This window comes from Streptomyces sp. CA-142005 (genome assembly GCF_050942335.1).
GTDB lineage: Bacteria > Actinomycetota > Actinomycetes > Streptomycetales > Streptomycetaceae > Streptomyces.
Genome location: NZ_CP192078.1, coordinates 6,579,805 through 6,594,984, shown reverse-complemented (window position 1 = coordinate 6,594,984; position 15,180 = coordinate 6,579,805). Strand labels below are relative to the sequence as shown.

The following is a 15,180-nucleotide window of genomic DNA, read 5'->3' as shown; positions in this document are numbered from 1 at the left end:
CTATGCACTAGATCGCAGATCAGGTGCTATGCGGGGTGCTAGCGGGGGTGCTACCGGTAGCAGGGCGATGTGCTACCGGTAGCAGCGGCCACGGCTAGGCGGCGCCCCGGTTTTCGTCACGCTCCGTAATTGCCTTCGTGAGGTCGGCGCGGACGATGCCGCGGCGGGTGGTGCGGGTGCCGTCGTCCGTCACGCCAGCCACGTCGCGGGTCTTGATGCCGTGCGGCTTGAGCGCGCTGGTGACGTTCTCGCCCTTCCAGCCGCCGTAGACCTCCGGCCGCAGCTCGGCCAACCGGGCGGCGATCCGCTCGTTCCACACCCGCTCTTCCGACGGCGGCACGACCGCGGCGACGTCGGCGAGCAGGTCGTACGAGGGACCGGTCACGGCCTCGGGGTCCTCTCCGAGCGCGTGGCCGGACAGGGTTCCCTCGGCCTTGCGCAGGGCGTAGGCGCGCTGGGCGATGGCGTGGGTGGCGTGGTCGTCCAGGTAGGCGGTGCGCACCACGACTGGCAGCGCGGTGGCGCCGGCGAGGTAGCCGTTACCGGCGTCGATCTCCGGGCGGAAGGATGTGGCGCGCACGCCGTTCTTGTAGGCGGACGTTCCGAGGATCATGTCGTTCTCGACCTGTCCGGCGACCTTGAGGGCGAAGCGGATGGACACGTTGCCGCTGATGCCGGTCGGGAGCGAGTCCTTGTCCGGGCGCTGCGTGGCCAGGACGAGGATTACGCCCAGGGCGCGACCGAGCTTGATGATGAACTCGGCGTCGTCACCTGCCTGTTTGCCGTACTTGGGGTGCGCGAAGAGGTTCTGGCACTCGTCGAACACACCCACGAGCGGCCACAGCTTCAGCGAGCGCTTGTCGGCGATCTGCCGGGTGATGCGCTTGTCCGGGCACAGGTCCCGCGGCAGCTTCTTGATCGCAGCCGCGCGGCGCATGACCTCCTCGCGCAGCAGCTTCAGGGAGTCGGCCGCGTACTTGATCGAGTCATCATCGATGCCGGAGACGAACCGGTGGCTGACGCATTCGAGGGAGTCCAGGTCGCCGGTGCCCTTGTTCTCGTGCAGCCACAGTTCGACGGACGGGTCCATGGCGGCGCCGCAGGCCAGCACGCGCACGGAGGCGGTCTTGCCCTGGCCGGGCAGCGAGCCGATCAGGATGTTGTGCTGGATCATCGGCACGCACTGAGCCCGGCCGCGTGGGTCGATGCCGAACGGGATCCGCTTGAAGATGTCGTGCTTGCGGGCGTTGGCGAGCGGCCACTTGACGAGTCCGGTCTTGGACAGGTCCCGGTCCCCGACCCAGAGGATGAGGCGCCCCTCATGCTCGTTGGGGTCGGCGTCAGGCCACACGCAGCCGAGCGGGCGGCGCAGGCCGGAAGCGAGTCGGGCGCGCCGGTCGGCCACGTCCGCGACGGTCACCCCGAGCGGCAGGTCGATGTCCGCGCGCCAGCCCGGGCCCTCGCGGGTGATCGGGGCGACGAACTTGATGCCGTCCTGGCCCTTGGCCACGGCACTGGCGATCTGGCCGATGCCGATGGACGCCATGGCCTTGACCACGATGTCGCTGGTCAGCTTCTGCACCTCGGTCTTGATGACCGCGCGGGTGGCCAGCGGCGCATCCGCCGGCGCACCCAGCCAGCCCAGTGTCAGCACGGTGAACGTGGCGGCGATGACCTGCGTGCGCGGCTCGGCGCCGTAGACCAGGAACAGTCCCATGACCAGGGCGGCCAGGGCACCGAGGACGGTGAGGAGCATCCGCAGCCGCACCCGCCGGTCACGCTGCCGCGAGAGCTTCAGGTACAGCTCGGAGTTCTCCCGGCGCGCTTCGGCCTGCCGAAGCGGCTCACCCTCCGCGTCGACCGCCCAACGGCCCACGCGGCTCAGGGTGTTGGCCAGGCCCCGCGGCGAGCGCCAGATGAGCTTGGGCACGTACAGAAACGGCACGCGGACCGCGTGGAAGGCGATGGTGTGCCAGACGTGCCCGGCCAGCCACCACATCGCGTCGGCGAACTCCGGGCCCGACTTCACCCACGCCGGGAGGATGTCCAGCCGCTTGGAGTCGCGGATGCGGTCGATCAGACCGGGTCCCGACTGAGTTGGCGCCGGACGGTCGACCAGGGTCGGGCCGGAGTCGCCCAACTCCCCCTCGCCCGGGTCGGCCGACTCGGTCGGCTGCGGGTCGCCCGACCGGTCGGGCCTGGAATCTGGCGACGCGTCGGGCGCGCGGTCGGCCGACTCGGTGCGGGCCGACCGGGCCTTGCCCAGATCGACCACGGCGCCGTCGGAGTCGGCGGCCATCTCGGCTTCGAGCCGGTTAAAGAGTTCGTTGTCGTCGTCGGGATGTTTCACTGAGGGTTCCTTCTCTCTGGGAGGATGCGGGGCCCGGCCGCTGCTTTGGTCGGTTTGGGACCGGGCCCCGTACAGGTCAGGCGGCGCGCTGTTCCTCGAGGTAGGCGCAGAGGAGGCACACCCCGAGCGAGGTCGGGATGCAGTAGCTGTAGGTGATCCGGCACTGCGGGCAGGTGCGGCGGGCGAGCATCGCCAGGGCGAGCGCACCCCACTTGCGGGAGGTCATCGGCCGGACCGGCTTCGCGCGGTCGACGCGGTAGAGGTAGGCGACCTGCACCCCGGCCCTGCGGCCCCGGTGGCGGCGCATCACCTGTGCGGCGACCGGCTGTCCGCCCGGCCGCAGCCCGGCCGCGCGCAGCTGACGGCGGGTGGCGTAGCCGTCCGGGGTGAATCGCCACGGGTACGTGGGGACCCCGAACTGGGCGCCAGACGGGTCGAAGCACTTGCCGTAGGCGGGCATCAGGCTGCCACCCCCACGACCAGAGCATCGGTCCGGGCTCCGGCGCGGCCGGCGCGCCGCCCGGAGACCGTGGCGAACAGCCGTACCAACCCGGCGCGGCGGGCACCGGCACGGGCCTGCTTGGCCGCGTACATCGCCTCATCGGCCCGCCGCAGCAGCCCGGACAGGTCGTCGCCGGGGAAGTCCGCAGCGCGCACCCAACCGAGAGAGACCGTGGTGTGTACGGCCGGGTCCTGGCCGTCGACCGGGCGGGCGAGCACGCCATGCAGCACGGCAAGCATGTCGGAGGCGGTGCCGTGGTCGTCGATCAGGACGGCGGCGAACTCATCGCCCCCGAGCCGCCCGGCCACTCCGGAGCGCCCGACGTGGTGGGCGAGCCGGTCCGCGGTCGCCTTCAACAGCGCATCCCCGGCCGCATGCCCGAAGGTGTCGTTGATCTGCTTGAAACGGTCGACGTCGGCCAGCACCACGACCGCCCGGGGGTCCCGCAGCAGAGCCGTGGCGCGACGGGTAAACGCCTCGCGCGTCCGCAGCCCGGTCAGCGGGTCACGGCGGGCGACGTCCAGGCGCCGCCGTAGCCACAGCGTGTGCGCCGTCCAGCCGGAGGCAACCGGCGCCGCCGCGGCCAGCATGGTCAGCACGGTGTTCATGCCGCCGCCTCCTCGGTCCCCTCGTCGCCGTCGACGGAGTGCAGGCGGCGTCCCTCGGCCCGCTCGCTCAGCAACAGGTCGCGCAGCACACGGGAGTTGCCAGCCGAGCAGTGCAGCGTGGTCCGGATGGCCTCTGCGTTGATCGCGTCATCGGCCCAGTCGGCCGTGACCTCGCGTGCCTCGGCGAGCAGTTCCGCCGGGGTCCGCGGCGCCTTAGCAGTCTTGGCCTTGCCCTTGGTGCCAGCCGGGCGCTTACGCGGCGCCTTGGGAGCCTCCGACTTCGGCCTCTCCGTCTGCTGGGGCGGCATGGGTGGAACGTCCTCACTCGCCGGGGCCCGCTCGCCCAGCTTCAGCAGCACCCGTTCCGGGCGAGGGGTCTTCGACCGCCACCGCCGGCCGTGCCGCTCGCGCAGCCGGGCGCGGGCCAGCTGCCGCTCACGCTCCCGCTTCAGCGCCTCGGAGTAGGAGGTGATCTCCCACAGCGTCATCCGCCGCCACAGGGCGAACGTCGACAGCGGGGCGAGCATCCAGCGGGAGAAGCGCACCTTCTCCATGCGGCGGCCGGTGGCGGCGCCGATCCGGACGGCGTAGACGTGGGCGCCGATCTCGGAGAACACCACCCACAGCAGGGGCATCGTGCCGTGGGCGACCTTGGCCCACAGCGTGTGCCCGGCGGCGACGTTCAGACCGCACGTGACCAGCGTCAGCGCCCAGGGCACGAACCGCACCCACGCCAACGCCATGTCCATCCGGATCAGCAGCAGGTTGGCCACGGTGAACACCGGAATCGCCACGTCAATGCCGACCGGCAGCATCCACGGTGCGCCGAAGCCCCAGCGGGCGGCGGCGGAGGAGACCGCGTCCAACGAGGCGATCAGCCCCAGGGCGCCGACACCGGTGGCGGCCAGCGCACCCAGTCCGGCAAGGCCCATCTCCGGCTTCGTCAGCGGCGGCACCGTCGGCCGTGCCGTCTCGGTTGCGGTGGTCATGCTGCCGCTCCCCTCTGGGAGGACCGGCGGCGCCTCGCCGGGCGCGCCAGCGGGACGATGTTGAACAGCTCCGGGGCGTGCGCCTCGATCACCTCGGCGGCGATGCGGGCCACGTCGTCCGGCAGGTTGCTGTACTCGGGGTCGGCGAGGATGTCGCGCGCCGCGTCCAGGCGGGCCGCACGCTCCTCGTCCGTCTCGTCCTCGGCGCCGAGCCAGAGCTCAACTGGAGTGCCAAGAGCAAGTTCCACGAACTCCTCAGCGGTGACGGCCTGTTGATGGCCGACGTACGTGCGCATGGTGCTCTCCTGAGTCGAAGGAACAGGGAGAACCGCGGCGGCGGGCGACCTTGCTGGGGAGTCCCAGCGCCGCAGCACTTTCAGATTGACCTAGGTCAATCTGCCTGTCAAGGGAGTTGCTGGAAGAACAGAGAGGTCCGGCTACTCTCGAAGCCATGGAGCAGAGCCCAGACGCGCCCAAGCAGACGCCCACGGCCAAGGACATCGCCGCGCAGTTCCGCGAGAAGATCACGGGCCCTAACCGCGAGTACGACCCGGGAGACCAGCTCCCGGCGGCTCGCAAGCTCGCCAAAGACCTTGGCGTGCAGCTCATGACCGTGCAGAGCGCCTACGGCCAGCTCCGTGACGAAGGCCTGGTTCTCACCCAGCAGGGTCGCGGGACGTTCGTTCGAAACCCCTCGGTGCCCCTCGGCACCGAGCCGGGCAGTAGTCCCGCATTCACCGCACTGGCAGCAGAGCTCACCTCGATCCATGACGCCCTCCGGTCGCTCGGTGAGCGGCTGGACCGCCTCGAACGGCTCGTCGGCGACGAGACTCCGCCCGCGCCGTGAGGTCGTCCGCGCGCCTCAGCAGTCGTTCGGCCGTAGCACGCGCCTCGCTCAGGCTCGCTTCGATCAAGGCAAGCTCTGTGGGAGTCAGGCCTCCCAACTCGTCCGTCCGCTCATTGATCCCTGACATGCCAATGAGCGTGCGACCGGAAACGGAAGAGGACCCGGACAGAATGTCCGGGTCCTCTTCCCTTGCAGGTCAGGCAGGTTGACGCTTCGTCACCGGGTGGCTTCCTCCACGGCATCGAGCACTTTGGCCCACGGGAGTTCGCGCCCCGCCGGCGCTTCCCTCGGTTCGTACAGCGGCCAGACGTCCGGGCCGTAGACGACGTGCACTCCCCCAGCTCGGAGGGCGTCGACGTGGCCCTGCCACGCGGGGTGGCGAGCGTGCGCCGCGTTCACCCGGGGGAAGACGACAACCGGCAGACCGAGGGTGCCGATGGCCTCGCCAACCTGTGTCAGCGCCTGGTTGTCCATGAGGCCGGTCGCGAGCTTGGCGACCGTGTTGGCCGACGCGGGAGCGACCACGTAGCAGTCAACCGGCGGATGCGGTCGGTCCTCTCCGGGGAGACGCGGTTCGTCACGCACAGGCAGGCCGGTGAGCTTCTCCAGCCGCTCAACCTCGCCGATCATCCGCAGCCACTTACCTGCGGTCGGCGTAAGGGTGACGGCCACCTGCCATCCTCGGTCCATCGCGGGCTCGACAAGACCGGTGCGCAGAGCCTCAACGCCTCCGGCTGCCGACCCGACCACACCGAGCACCCCGCGCTTGCCTGAACTCACTGCACCGCCTTGCACCGCTGAGCCATCACGAACACCTCGGACGAACGCGAACCGCCGGTCACGGGAGACTGCTTGATCAGGTCCCGCAGCGTCTCGCGCACCCTTGGATTGTTGCGTACGAGCTGCGGCGATGTCCGCTCAGCTGTACGTAGCTCCATGAACGCTTCATCCCCCTGTCCGGCGAGGGACAAGGCACGGGCGAAGTCGATACGGTGCGAGACGCTGCGCTCCTGCGGCATGTGATCGACGTTGATCCGGCCGTGTTCCACCACGTACGAGACGTTGTCGAGGTCCAGTTCAATGGACAAGCGATGGAGCAGTACGTTCGTCGGCCCGAACCCGGTCTGCCAGTAGTTCCCATCCGATCCAAGGTCATCCGCAAGTTCTTCGGCGCGGTCCAGTAGCGCCGTTGCGGTGGGCCGGTCCTGATGCCGTGCGGCCGCGACGGCAGCACGCAGGTGGATCATGCCCAGAAGGCTGAGCGCCGCCGGGTTGCTGTCGGTCACCTGAGCCGACAGCCACGTAGCTGCCGTGTTGCCCAGCTCCAGCGCATCGTCATAGCGCCCGTTGGCGAGCAAGGCGTGCGTGCCAGATCGCGCAGCCGACGCCAACACGAGCGGGTCGTCCGACTCGTCAGCGGCTCGCATCGCGCGCTCGGCAGCAAGCCATGAGATGTCCGACTCGCCGATCTTCGCAAGAGTCGTAGCCGCAAGGTGGTGCGTACGGGCTGACACTGCCCAGCAGTCGCCGTGGTCATCGCCGCGGCGCGCCGCTCGGTCCTCCAGTTCCTGTGCGGTCTGAAGAAGCGCCGGCAAGGCTGCGATCACGCTGCCGAGCCGTCCGCCCTGATAGTCGTTCCATGCCTGCTCGACACGCACAGCCACAGGGGCGGGTGTCGGAAGCTGGGTCTCAGCCTCAGGGCCGAAGAGCAGACGCGAGAGCCGACGCGGGCTCATGAGGGCATCACGTACGGCGGGGACATCATCCTGTTGCTGCTCGTCTTCCATGAGCACGGTCTGACCGAGCAGATCCCCGAGAGGCACGCGCAGGGTGCGCGACAGCTCTGCGAGCATGTCGATACGAGGTGGCTTCCGACGTCCCGTCTCGATCTTCGCGAGCCAGTCAGTGCTACGACCGACCAGGCCGGCCAGCACCTCTTGCGTGTAGCCGCGGCGCTTCCGGTAGAACGCGATGCGCTCGCCGATGCTGAGGTGATCTCCAAGACCACGCATGGGGTGTTGCCTCCCGCTGCTGAGTAGGGGCGCCTTTCACGGTACCGACACGGCGGGGAAGGGGTGAGGGATCTCAGCCCTTACCGCCCATGACCAGCGTGCGGCAATGAGCGGCAGCGGACCCGGACGGATTGTCCGGGTCTGATGGAACTGGGCTGGGAGGTGTCCGGCTGTCCGGCTAGGGCCCTCACCTGCAGAAACAGCCCGGACAGCTCAGAGTGCCGCTGTCCGGGCTGTCCGGTCACGGACGGCTGCAACACGCAGAGGGTGTTACAGCCCGTCGGCGAAGCCGACCTCTCATTAGACGTAGGAGCCGGAGGCGACCTCCGATCTGCTCTGGCTCATGAGGGGTAGGCAGCAGGGTTCGGAACTTTCCTACTGATCAAGGCGGCTTGCCTCGTTCGCCGCACGCAGGTCCGGCCCCTAGCCAGGCCTGCGATCACGTCTTCGCCAGCTCCAGCCCTGCCGGTGCCCGGCCCGTGCCGCACACAGAGCAGTCGGCCATCTGAGGCCAGAGAAAGGGTGCGTCGTGGCTGCTGGGGCGGTCGCCTCCGCGCCCTTCACCAAGCCACTTTGGCGCATGCCTCGCAGATGGTGGCCCCAACGTCCTACTTTGCGGCGCGCCTGCCGACATGCAGCCCTGAGCCAACTGAGAGATATTAGAAGATGGGACGATTATCCGTAGCGGGAAACGCATTCCCCCTCCAGGTCCGTAATTTTCTAAGTTTCTTTCCTAGCGACACGGTCTCGATATAAGCGTCACAGACGACCGTTGCGCCAAACAACGAGGAAAGATTCGTTCAAATGCGTGAAAGATTGCATCGCTGGATGCCGAGGCCATCCATAGTCAGAGGTTTCTTCACAGCACTCGCCGCTACCATGATTCTTGTGGGCTGTGCGACTGTAATTGCCGACCATCCCAGCGGAGATCCAGGGGAATTGGCCAACATAACCCCAGTTAGTGATTGCACTGAAGGGATGAAAAAAGATTCAATCTACCTATACGTCACCACCTCCCTCGATAATAACGGCTGGTACACCGAAGACGTTACAGTTAGCGGCGGCATCAGATCTCGATGCATAATCAATTTTCCATTGCCCTCCAACTCAAGGAATTTCTCGGTGTCCATAACCAAAGGATGGGCGAGTGCTCGCAAGATCGACAACCCGCCGGATGTTCAGGTAGCACTTCCGCCAGGGCAGTCTCTTGCAGGATTTTCGTTCAAAACTAATGACGGGGTTACACGGCCTGGGCTCGGCAGCCTTCAGATATCCCTCCGGGAGGACAAATTCATCGGGACGGATTGGTATTGGCTTCAGACAACCGAGGCATGCCCATCCGGCAAATCCCTGTCAGAGATCACACCTGAGGGTCAGAGGCAGCCGCAAAACAAAGTAACCTGGCAAAGCCTAAACGGGGAAGGGGAGTTTTCAGTGACGTGCGCTAGCCGGGATACTCGCTTTTGGGTTGAGCATGCCACCGATCTCATAGTGCTTGGCGTCGGAGCATTGCTAGGTGTGCTTGTCGCATGGAAGCCGGAAGAGCGCATAGCGGCGCCGGTCTACACATCATCACGTGTGGATGCACGCAGTGCGGCTAGTCGCAGGAAGCGCCTTCGTATCCACGTCAATCGCCAGTCTGCATTCCTGCGCTACCGACGTCGAAACAGATGATCTCAACGGTTTCCGGCCGAGTGACTGCGCGCCACGACGGGGCGACGAAGCCGAGCCAGAGCAGCTGGGCCGGGCCTCCTAAGTGGCCGGAGTACCGATCTGTGCCTACCAATGGGCGCCGGGTGCGTTCACTAGGCCGTTCGGCGCAACTCACCGAGACAAGCTTGCGCTGCTCAGCGGAGTGTGAGGGGACGACAGCGGAGCGTTTTACGCGAGATGCGTGAAGGACTTATCTGATGACTGGGTCTGCGGGAGAGGCGAAGGGGGTAACCAAGACATGGAATCCAGGTCGCAATTTGTGGAAAAGGGTGAAAATCTTCGGGTTCACTATTTTGTGTGTGATCATTGACTTCTCCTTCATTTTGGCTTGGGTGTGGGTACATCAAACGGCAGAGGGTGGCTTTAAGTGGCTGGGGAGCCTGCCAGGACTGGAGGGTGTGATCGTTGATACCCTCAAGTGGTTGTTCACTGCTGGCACACTCGTCCTTCTGGTTACTTATGTGGTGAAGGATTTTGTGTGCCTGGTGGGCGAGATCTGGAAGGGTGTTTAATGGTGAATGGCTACCCCTCGCTCGCCAAGCAAATGCGGGCACTGTTTCACGAGAGCTTTCGCCTGCCCAGGAGATCATTTAGGGATATTATTTGGGTGTATGAGCGCCGCCTGTGGGTATTTGTATTCACGGTTGCGCTCAGTAGCTTGACCGTGATTGCTGTCGCCTTCGTAGTGTCCAGCTACTTTTACTCGCTGAACGCGGGCCTTACTTTTACCATTGTGGTGCTAGTGACCCTGTTTGGTTTCTGGCGGGTATTTAAGTTCAGGCATCACGTGGAGGTAGCCCCTTGGCTCTCCTGGACTGCCGGATTGAGCCCAAGAACCGCCGGTTCTCAGGTGAGCTTGCACAACGTCATGGATGAGATTGACGCCGTGTTGCAGGCTGACGAGGAGCAGTTTGTCAGATCGTTTGTCCAAAAGGGTGGGCAAGGCTGGTCGGGAATTGTCGATCCGTCGTTTTTTATGGGGGTGGTGAGTGTAAGCGCAGCCAGCGGGATGGATTTTGATGACTTTCTCAAAATGATGGCAAGGATTTTGTCTGCAATGCGCCACGTTCCTGGCCCTGGGGATCCGGAGTCTTTCTTGCGGGAGGACGGGACGCTCGACCTTCATTTGCAGGAGATGCTTCTAGCTGATTGGGGGATGTTCCGCAGTGTCATGGAGGGAAATCCTGCTGGACACTCGGTGGACGAGTCTGCTGCGTTCCATTGGGCTCTGTTCACTCGGGACTTCTTTGCGTCTCAGCGCTTTGTTCGACTCCGAGCTGATCAATTTAATGCTATTTTGCGTAGAGCGGCATCGGAGGGGTTGGAACCGTCTGAACTGGCGGAGCAGATTGTTGACCATTGGATTGATGGGCATCCGGGCCGCGGGGAGTGACAGAAGCGCGACCGTCCGCGGGCTCAGGTGCTTTGCTTAAGGCACCGTTGGACACCCATCGTTCACAGCTCCGAGCAACCGCGCTCACGACACACCTCCGACACAGCCAGAGCCACGTCGCAGCATGGAGAGGGTCCCTCTGCAGGTCAGAGGGGACATGCGACCTGAATGGCGCAATCACTCCGGAGCCGTGTGCGCAGGTTCGAATCCTGCCGGGGGCACCCTTCATGAGGTGCCCAAAGACCCCGTCACCAGCGGAAACGCTGAGGCCGGGGTCTTCGCGTATGTGCAGGCGTATGCGGCGCGGAGCGGGCGTATGCCGGGGTCTGTGGACGAGGCGTGGACGGGATCTTGGGCCATAGCGCCTGGTGAGCCCGGCAAAACGATGTGGCCCCGAACCCCGGGACAGGGGTGGGGCCACATCGCAAGGCGGTACCGATTCCCCCTAGTCGGCGGTGACCCCCCAGTAGGCGATCTGCGCGGGCCTACCGTCACGGTAAAGCACTGTGCAGTTCCCCTGGCCGCGGCCCGGGAAGTCCAACCGCTCGGAATCGAGAGCGGCGTCCCACTCCTCGTAGGTGGGCCGGCCGTGAGGAGCCCACGCTCGCACCTCGTCATCGGTCAGCGGCCGCATGAACGGACCGTCATCGGTGTCCGTGGCCTCGATCATGAGAGGGAAGTCCAACACGGAGCCCGTGCCGCCGGTGAAGATGTACTCCTGCCACTCCGGGTCCTGCCACAGTTCCTCAATGGACCGCCCCTCGAAGCCGTGGTTGTCCCGCGCCAGCTCGTCTTCCTGCTCCTGCCGGAACGCGGCCGCCAAATCACGCTGATACGGGCCCGTATGAGTCCATGCGCTGCCGCCCATCCGCGTCCCCTCTCCATTCGAACTGGATGTTCAAGAGCGGAGCCTAAGAGACGGCACTGACAGGGCACCCAGCCCCGACGACGGTCAAACCCTGGAAACCACCCACAGGCCCCGCAGGGAAGGCCGGCACCTCGCTGAGACGCATCGGCTCAGGCCCGGCTCCAAGCCTGGCGATGACGAGCGACGCCGAACACCCGCTCCACCTGGTCGGCCGTAAGAACGCCTGAGAGCGGACCGAGGGCCGAAACCTGGCGCTCCTGGTACACCCGAACATCGAGCTGCGTAGCGACCACCTTCAGATCGGTGACACCCACGAAGACGAGCACCGGCTCCACCGGTACAGGGAAGTCGCAATAGCGCTCAAGCACTCGGGCAACCCGCTTGGCCTCTGCCCGGCTCTTGCGTGCGTAGGGTGCCGGTTTCCCGTGATCGACTTTCACGGAGTCGTCCCCGACCCACACAGCCTTCTTGTCGTGATGCTTCGTATTGATGCTGAACACTCCACCAGGCCCGATCAGTAAGTGATCGATATCCACTTTGTTGGCCAAGGGGATGGAGTGCAGGACGCGCCATCCGTGGCGCCCCAACCGGTTCAGCTCAGCTCCCACTCGCCGCTCCCCCGCCAGCCCCTTTCGCCAGGAATCCCATTCCGAGGGCCGCCGCAGAAGCCGTGAGACGACTCGCTCCATCAGCCCCGGACCGGATTCGTAGAGCAGGTCGCGTAAGGCCCGCCCGGGAGGGTTGACGGCCAGGTCGTCGGCCGGCGTCAGAGGCGGCAGCATCGGACGCGCCTGAGCCTCCGGCGCCCTGTCTGGCGGCACAGGCTCGGTGAGGTTCTGTAAGTGCTTCGTGAGTACGGCGATCACGTCGTCGCGATACTCGGCCCCCAGGACCGTGATGTCGCCCGTCGTGACGTCCGCCCAACCGACCGCGGTGCCATCAGGCAGGCTGGCGTACAGACGATCATGCCCGTAGCGCTTCCAGCGTGTGACGTGCAGCTCCACAAGGCCCCCCTGCTCCCGCATTGACGTTGCCGACATGCCAGCAACAAGCCAGAGGAGGCCACAAGACCGCAGGGCAAGCATTCGCGGCCCCGCTCGCTCTATCGGATGAAGCATCGCCGCAGGTAGGGCCGGAATCACTAAAGGACCCAGACAACAGGCGGGGCTTTCACTCGGAAGCGCACGCAGCAGCCGGACTCGCGTGACCCGGAAGAGCCCAGGCCAGCGAGGGGCTTCATCGTCCCGAGCGAGGGCTGACAGGTAGGGCGGCCCCGGCAGGCGCAACCGGCGGACGAGAACGAAGAAGCCCCAGCCGGGATGTACCCACCAGCTGGGGCCTCTCTTGCGTGTGGCGTTACAGGGGGCGGATGTTCTCCGCCTGCGGGCCCTTCTGGCCCTGCGTAACGTCGAACTCGACCTTCTGGCCCTCCTGCAGCTCGCGGAAGCCCTGGGCGACGATGTTCGAGTAGTGGGCGAAGACGTCGGGGCCGCCACCCTCCTGCTCGATGAAGCCGAAGCCCTTTTCCGCGTTGAACCACTTCACAGTGCCCTTGGCCATGTGCCTGTCTCCTTCGAGGGGACTCGTATCGGGTCCCGCACCGTGCGGGTCCCGGAGGTGATCGCCCTGGTCCGGAGAGGCGTTGAACAGCAAAAACGCCCGCGATGCGATCACGGGCGAACGGGACTTCGGAACCACGACTGCTGATTACGACGCTACACCGGCTGGTGTAGCTCGGCCACAAGACACCACGACGACAACGCGACCCCGTGGGGCAACCGCCGCCACTGACAGCCGTCCCCCGAATGCGCCTCACCTGCCGTTGGGCGAGGCTGAGGCTATGGCTGAGCGTCGCGTGATCGTGTTCCCGCCCGGAGAGGGTGGCGGCCGTCGCATCCAGGTCGGCAGCGAGACGCTGGGAACCGCATACAGCCTGCATGACCTGAGCGTGTTCCTGGAGCGTGCCGGCCTGGAGGGGTTGGACGTGGTGGACCTGGTGAACTCGCCGCTGATCGAGTGGCACGGTGGCGGCCCGGAGGTATGGGAGCGCTGAACGCCCGTCGGTGGGCTGGTGGCCGTCGTCACCTGTTCGACGCACAGCGGTCGCTGGCGCACGCCGGTTCGCGTTCGCTGGGAACGAGCCCGGCATGCGACCGGAGCTCGCCCCCCATCAAGCCAAGGAGACACAGCCATGGACCAAGGCAAGATCCATGAGTGGAACGCGGACCCGGGCGAGGGAAGCATCAAGAACGACCAAGGTGGTCCCGTGCTGTACTTCACGGTAGACGACCTCGTGATCGACCCCGACGAGATCCATCCCGGGGACACCGTCTCGTTCCAGATCCAAGGACCGGGACGCGCGGCCAAGGTCAACAAGGCCTGAGTCTCGACAGCAGCGCGCGGCAGGCACCACCCGAAGGTGAACGGGTGGTGCCTGCGTGGGTTCTGGAGGGTGCTATGAGGGGCGATCTACGCATTCACTCCGGAGCGTGTGCGCAGGTTCGAATCCTGCCGGGGGCACCTCGAAGAAGGTGCCAAAAGACCCCGCCACCAGCGATAACGCTGAGGACGGGGTCTTCGCGTTTGTGCAGCCGTACGCCTCTCGGAGCGGCCATATGACGGGGCCCGTGGACGAGCTGTGGACGGGATCTTGAGCCGTCGCCCCAGGTCGGATCCGGAATCCGGGCCGCGAGGCGCCGACCACCTTCCCCGGATCCGGTCAGCTCCGCCCGCCGGCATAGGGCGCGGACATGCGGCCGGAAGCTCCACGGTTCCGGTCCGCCGGACGACCGATCGAGGCGGCCATCAGGGCCGTCAGCAGGCCTATGACACCGACGATGACGTTGTTGACGATGGTCTTCGTCGTGGAGACGTCACCGGCCACGGCCCACGGCGCAATGATCGTCCACACGCTCAGCGCGCAAGCCGCCCACGCCATGCTGTGCACACGGTCGTAGGCCCGGCCGAAGCCACCGCTCATGAGGAGCGCGTAGGCGATACCGGCGATCAGGTTGTTGACCGCCAGGGTGGAGAGGTTGTTGAAGCCCGTGATCCACGGCGAAGCCGCGAGGTAAAGCCCGGTGAGAAGGGCCATGGTCTCGATGGCTTGGGCCCTCGGAGTACTCGCGGTGCCCTCGGCCATCTCATAGCGTTCACGCATGGCGATGATGTCGGGGTGGGTCGCCATGTCAGAGCGGGACGGGGTTGCCATGCCGGTTACCTCCGAAATATCACTTCTGTACAGTTCGCCGGGCGGGTACCCAAAAGACACGCTGTAACCGCTAGAGGGCGAGGCGGTACGAAACGGCCACCGAGCGGCAGCCAGGGCGGCGGCGCGGCGACTCTGGTGGGAGCTGGCATGGCTCCAAGGGGAACGGGTGGCGCCTCGCTGGGAGACCCCTGACTCAGGCCTGGTTCCAAGCGTGGCGATGGCGGGCAACGCTGTACACGCGCTCGGCCTGCTCTTCCGTCAGCACCCCTACTCGGTATCCGTAGCCGGGGTGGTGGTACGCGAGGACGGCAGGCTCCTGGCGATTCGCCGCGCCGACAACGGCACATGGGAGCTCCCCGGCGGAGTGCTCGAACTCAATGAGACCCCGGAGGCCGGCGTAGCCCGCGAGGTCCTAGAGGAGACAGGCATCCACGTCGAGGTCGACGAACTCACCGGCGTCTACAAGAACACGGTCCGAGGAATCGTGGCCCTGGTCTTCCGCTGCAAGCCTTCCGGCGGGACCGAGCGCACGTCGAGCGAGTCGACAGCCGTCGAGTGGCTTACGCCCGACGAGGTCAGCGAGCGCATGTCCGAGGTCTTCGCGGTCAGGCTCTTGGATGCCTTGGACGGCAACGGCCCCCACGTGAGGAGCCACGACGGCCGACAGCTGCTCACGCGATGACAGAC

17 protein-coding genes are annotated in these 15,180 nt (G+C 66.1%); 6 read left to right on the top strand and 11 right to left on the bottom strand.

Annotated features, from left to right (window positions below; translation table 11 throughout):
- Window positions 1–94 precede the first annotated feature (94 nt).
- The 5 genes from ACQPXS_RS30855 to ACQPXS_RS30835 all read right to left on the bottom strand — a co-directional run bounded on the left by ACQPXS_RS30855 (window position 95) and on the right by ACQPXS_RS30835 (window position 4,745).
- A complete protein-coding gene (locus tag ACQPXS_RS30855; RefSeq protein ID WP_433452530.1) occupies window positions 95–2,350 on the bottom strand; it encodes a cell division protein FtsK in 2,256 nt (751 codons plus the stop codon).
- A gap of 76 nt (window positions 2,351–2,426) precedes the next feature.
- Window positions 2,427–2,810, bottom strand: a complete 384-nt coding sequence (locus ACQPXS_RS30850) for an RRQRL motif-containing zinc-binding protein (RefSeq protein ID WP_433452529.1) — start codon at window positions 2,808–2,810, stop codon at window positions 2,427–2,429.
- Entirely contained in the window at window positions 2,810–3,460 is a 651-nt protein-coding gene (locus ACQPXS_RS30845) for a GGDEF domain-containing protein (RefSeq protein ID WP_433452528.1), read from the bottom strand. The genes ACQPXS_RS30850 and ACQPXS_RS30845 overlap by 1 nt, the downstream gene beginning before the upstream one ends.
- Entirely contained in the window at window positions 3,457–4,449 is a 993-nt protein-coding gene (locus ACQPXS_RS30840) for a DUF2637 domain-containing protein (RefSeq protein ID WP_433452527.1), read from the bottom strand. Before ACQPXS_RS30840 ends, ACQPXS_RS30845 begins: the two co-directional genes overlap by 4 nt.
- Complete coding sequence (locus ACQPXS_RS30835; RefSeq protein WP_433452525.1) at window positions 4,446–4,745, bottom strand: hypothetical protein; 300 nt, start codon at window positions 4,743–4,745, stop codon at window positions 4,446–4,448. The genes ACQPXS_RS30840 and ACQPXS_RS30835 overlap by 4 nt, the downstream gene beginning before the upstream one ends.
- Window positions 4,746–4,900: 155 nt before the next feature.
- Here ACQPXS_RS30835 and ACQPXS_RS30830 point away from each other — a divergent pair, with 155 nt between their 5' ends.
- The gene (locus ACQPXS_RS30830; RefSeq protein ID WP_433452524.1) at window positions 4,901–5,296 is read left to right on the top strand and encodes a GntR family transcriptional regulator; all 396 of its coding nucleotides are present in this window, start codon (window positions 4,901–4,903) and stop codon (window positions 5,294–5,296) included.
- A 216-nt stretch (window positions 5,297–5,512) separates the two neighbouring features.
- Here ACQPXS_RS30830 and ACQPXS_RS30825 read toward each other — a convergent pair whose 3' ends face one another.
- Both ACQPXS_RS30825 and ACQPXS_RS30820 read right to left on the bottom strand, forming a co-directional pair.
- Window positions 5,513–6,046, bottom strand: coding sequence for a flavoprotein (locus ACQPXS_RS30825; RefSeq protein ID WP_433456028.1), 534 nt, complete (start codon window positions 6,044–6,046; stop codon window positions 5,513–5,515).
- 26 nt (window positions 6,047–6,072) lie between these two features.
- A complete protein-coding gene (locus tag ACQPXS_RS30820; protein WP_433452523.1) occupies window positions 6,073–7,308 on the bottom strand; it encodes a helix-turn-helix domain-containing protein in 1,236 nt (411 codons plus the stop codon).
- A 2,012-nt stretch (window positions 7,309–9,320) separates the two neighbouring features.
- Between ACQPXS_RS30820 and ACQPXS_RS30815 the strand changes: the two genes are divergently transcribed.
- Both ACQPXS_RS30815 and ACQPXS_RS30810 read left to right on the top strand, forming a co-directional pair.
- The gene (locus ACQPXS_RS30815; RefSeq protein ID WP_433452522.1) at window positions 9,321–9,533 is read left to right on the top strand and encodes a hypothetical protein; all 213 of its coding nucleotides are present in this window, start codon (window positions 9,321–9,323) and stop codon (window positions 9,531–9,533) included.
- Window positions 9,533–10,414, top strand: coding sequence for a ubiquitin-like protein Pup (locus ACQPXS_RS30810; protein WP_433452521.1), 882 nt, complete (start codon window positions 9,533–9,535; stop codon window positions 10,412–10,414). Before ACQPXS_RS30815 ends, ACQPXS_RS30810 begins: the two co-directional genes overlap by 1 nt.
- Window positions 10,415–10,859: 445 nt before the next feature.
- Here ACQPXS_RS30810 and ACQPXS_RS30805 read toward each other — a convergent pair whose 3' ends face one another.
- From ACQPXS_RS30805 to ACQPXS_RS30795, 3 genes are all read right to left on the bottom strand, one after another.
- On the bottom strand, window positions 10,860–11,282 hold the full coding sequence (locus tag ACQPXS_RS30805; RefSeq protein ID WP_433452519.1) for a hypothetical protein: 423 nt from the start codon (window positions 11,280–11,282) through the stop codon (window positions 10,860–10,862).
- 149 nt (window positions 11,283–11,431) lie between these two features.
- Entirely contained in the window at window positions 11,432–12,286 is an 855-nt protein-coding gene (locus ACQPXS_RS30800; protein WP_433452518.1) for a nuclease-related domain-containing protein, read from the bottom strand.
- Window positions 12,287–12,638: 352 nt separating this feature from the next.
- On the bottom strand, window positions 12,639–12,842 hold the full coding sequence (locus ACQPXS_RS30795; RefSeq protein ID WP_067045496.1) for a cold-shock protein: 204 nt from the start codon (window positions 12,840–12,842) through the stop codon (window positions 12,639–12,641).
- Window positions 12,843–13,122: 280 nt separating this feature from the next.
- Between ACQPXS_RS30795 and ACQPXS_RS30790 the strand changes: the two genes are divergently transcribed.
- Entirely contained in the window at window positions 13,123–13,335 is a 213-nt protein-coding gene (locus tag ACQPXS_RS30790; RefSeq protein WP_153546860.1) for a hypothetical protein, read from the top strand.
- Window positions 13,336–13,473: 138 nt separating this feature from the next.
- Window positions 13,474–13,665: a hypothetical protein gene (locus ACQPXS_RS30785; protein ID WP_067045490.1), complete on the top strand. Its 192-nt coding sequence runs from the start codon at window positions 13,474–13,476 to the stop codon at window positions 13,663–13,665.
- Between the two features lie 336 nt (window positions 13,666–14,001).
- Here the strand turns inward: ACQPXS_RS30785 and ACQPXS_RS30780 are convergent, their stop codons facing one another.
- Window positions 14,002–14,493 (bottom strand): SPW repeat protein, encoded by a 492-nt coding sequence (locus ACQPXS_RS30780; RefSeq protein WP_356318076.1) that lies wholly within the window; start codon window positions 14,491–14,493, stop codon window positions 14,002–14,004.
- Between the two features lie 217 nt (window positions 14,494–14,710).
- Between ACQPXS_RS30780 and ACQPXS_RS30775 the strand changes: the two genes are divergently transcribed.
- The gene (locus ACQPXS_RS30775; RefSeq protein ID WP_433456026.1) at window positions 14,711–15,175 is read left to right on the top strand and encodes an NUDIX hydrolase; all 465 of its coding nucleotides are present in this window, start codon (window positions 14,711–14,713) and stop codon (window positions 15,173–15,175) included.
- Window positions 15,176–15,180: the final 5 nt, after the last annotated feature.

Coding starts and splice junctions, on each gene's coding strand:
- ACQPXS_RS30810 (WP_433452521.1), top strand. CDS start 9,533: ATGGTGAATGGCTACCCCTCGCTCGCCAAGCAAATGCGGGCACTGTTT.
- ACQPXS_RS30790 (WP_153546860.1), top strand. CDS start 13,123: ATGGCTGAGCGTCGCGTGATCGTGTTCCCGCCCGGAGAGGGTGGCGGC.
- ACQPXS_RS30840 (WP_433452527.1), bottom strand. CDS start 4,449: ATGACCACCGCAACCGAGACGGCACGGCCGACGGTGCCGCCGCTGACG.
- ACQPXS_RS30775 (WP_433456026.1), top strand. CDS start 14,711: ATGGCGGGCAACGCTGTACACGCGCTCGGCCTGCTCTTCCGTCAGCAC.
- ACQPXS_RS30820 (WP_433452523.1), bottom strand. CDS start 7,308: ATGCGTGGTCTTGGAGATCACCTCAGCATCGGCGAGCGCATCGCGTTC.
- ACQPXS_RS30795 (WP_067045496.1), bottom strand. CDS start 12,842: ATGGCCAAGGGCACTGTGAAGTGGTTCAACGCGGAAAAGGGCTTCGGC.
- ACQPXS_RS30785 (WP_067045490.1), top strand. CDS start 13,474: ATGGACCAAGGCAAGATCCATGAGTGGAACGCGGACCCGGGCGAGGGA.
- ACQPXS_RS30780 (WP_356318076.1), bottom strand. CDS start 14,493: ATGGCAACCCCGTCCCGCTCTGACATGGCGACCCACCCCGACATCATC.
- ACQPXS_RS30805 (WP_433452519.1), bottom strand. CDS start 11,282: ATGGGCGGCAGCGCATGGACTCATACGGGCCCGTATCAGCGTGATTTG.
- ACQPXS_RS30850 (WP_433452529.1), bottom strand. CDS start 2,810: ATGCCCGCCTACGGCAAGTGCTTCGACCCGTCTGGCGCCCAGTTCGGG.
- ACQPXS_RS30830 (WP_433452524.1), top strand. CDS start 4,901: ATGGAGCAGAGCCCAGACGCGCCCAAGCAGACGCCCACGGCCAAGGAC.
- ACQPXS_RS30835 (WP_433452525.1), bottom strand. CDS start 4,745: ATGCGCACGTACGTCGGCCATCAACAGGCCGTCACCGCTGAGGAGTTC.
- ACQPXS_RS30845 (WP_433452528.1), bottom strand. CDS start 3,460: ATGAACACCGTGCTGACCATGCTGGCCGCGGCGGCGCCGGTTGCCTCC.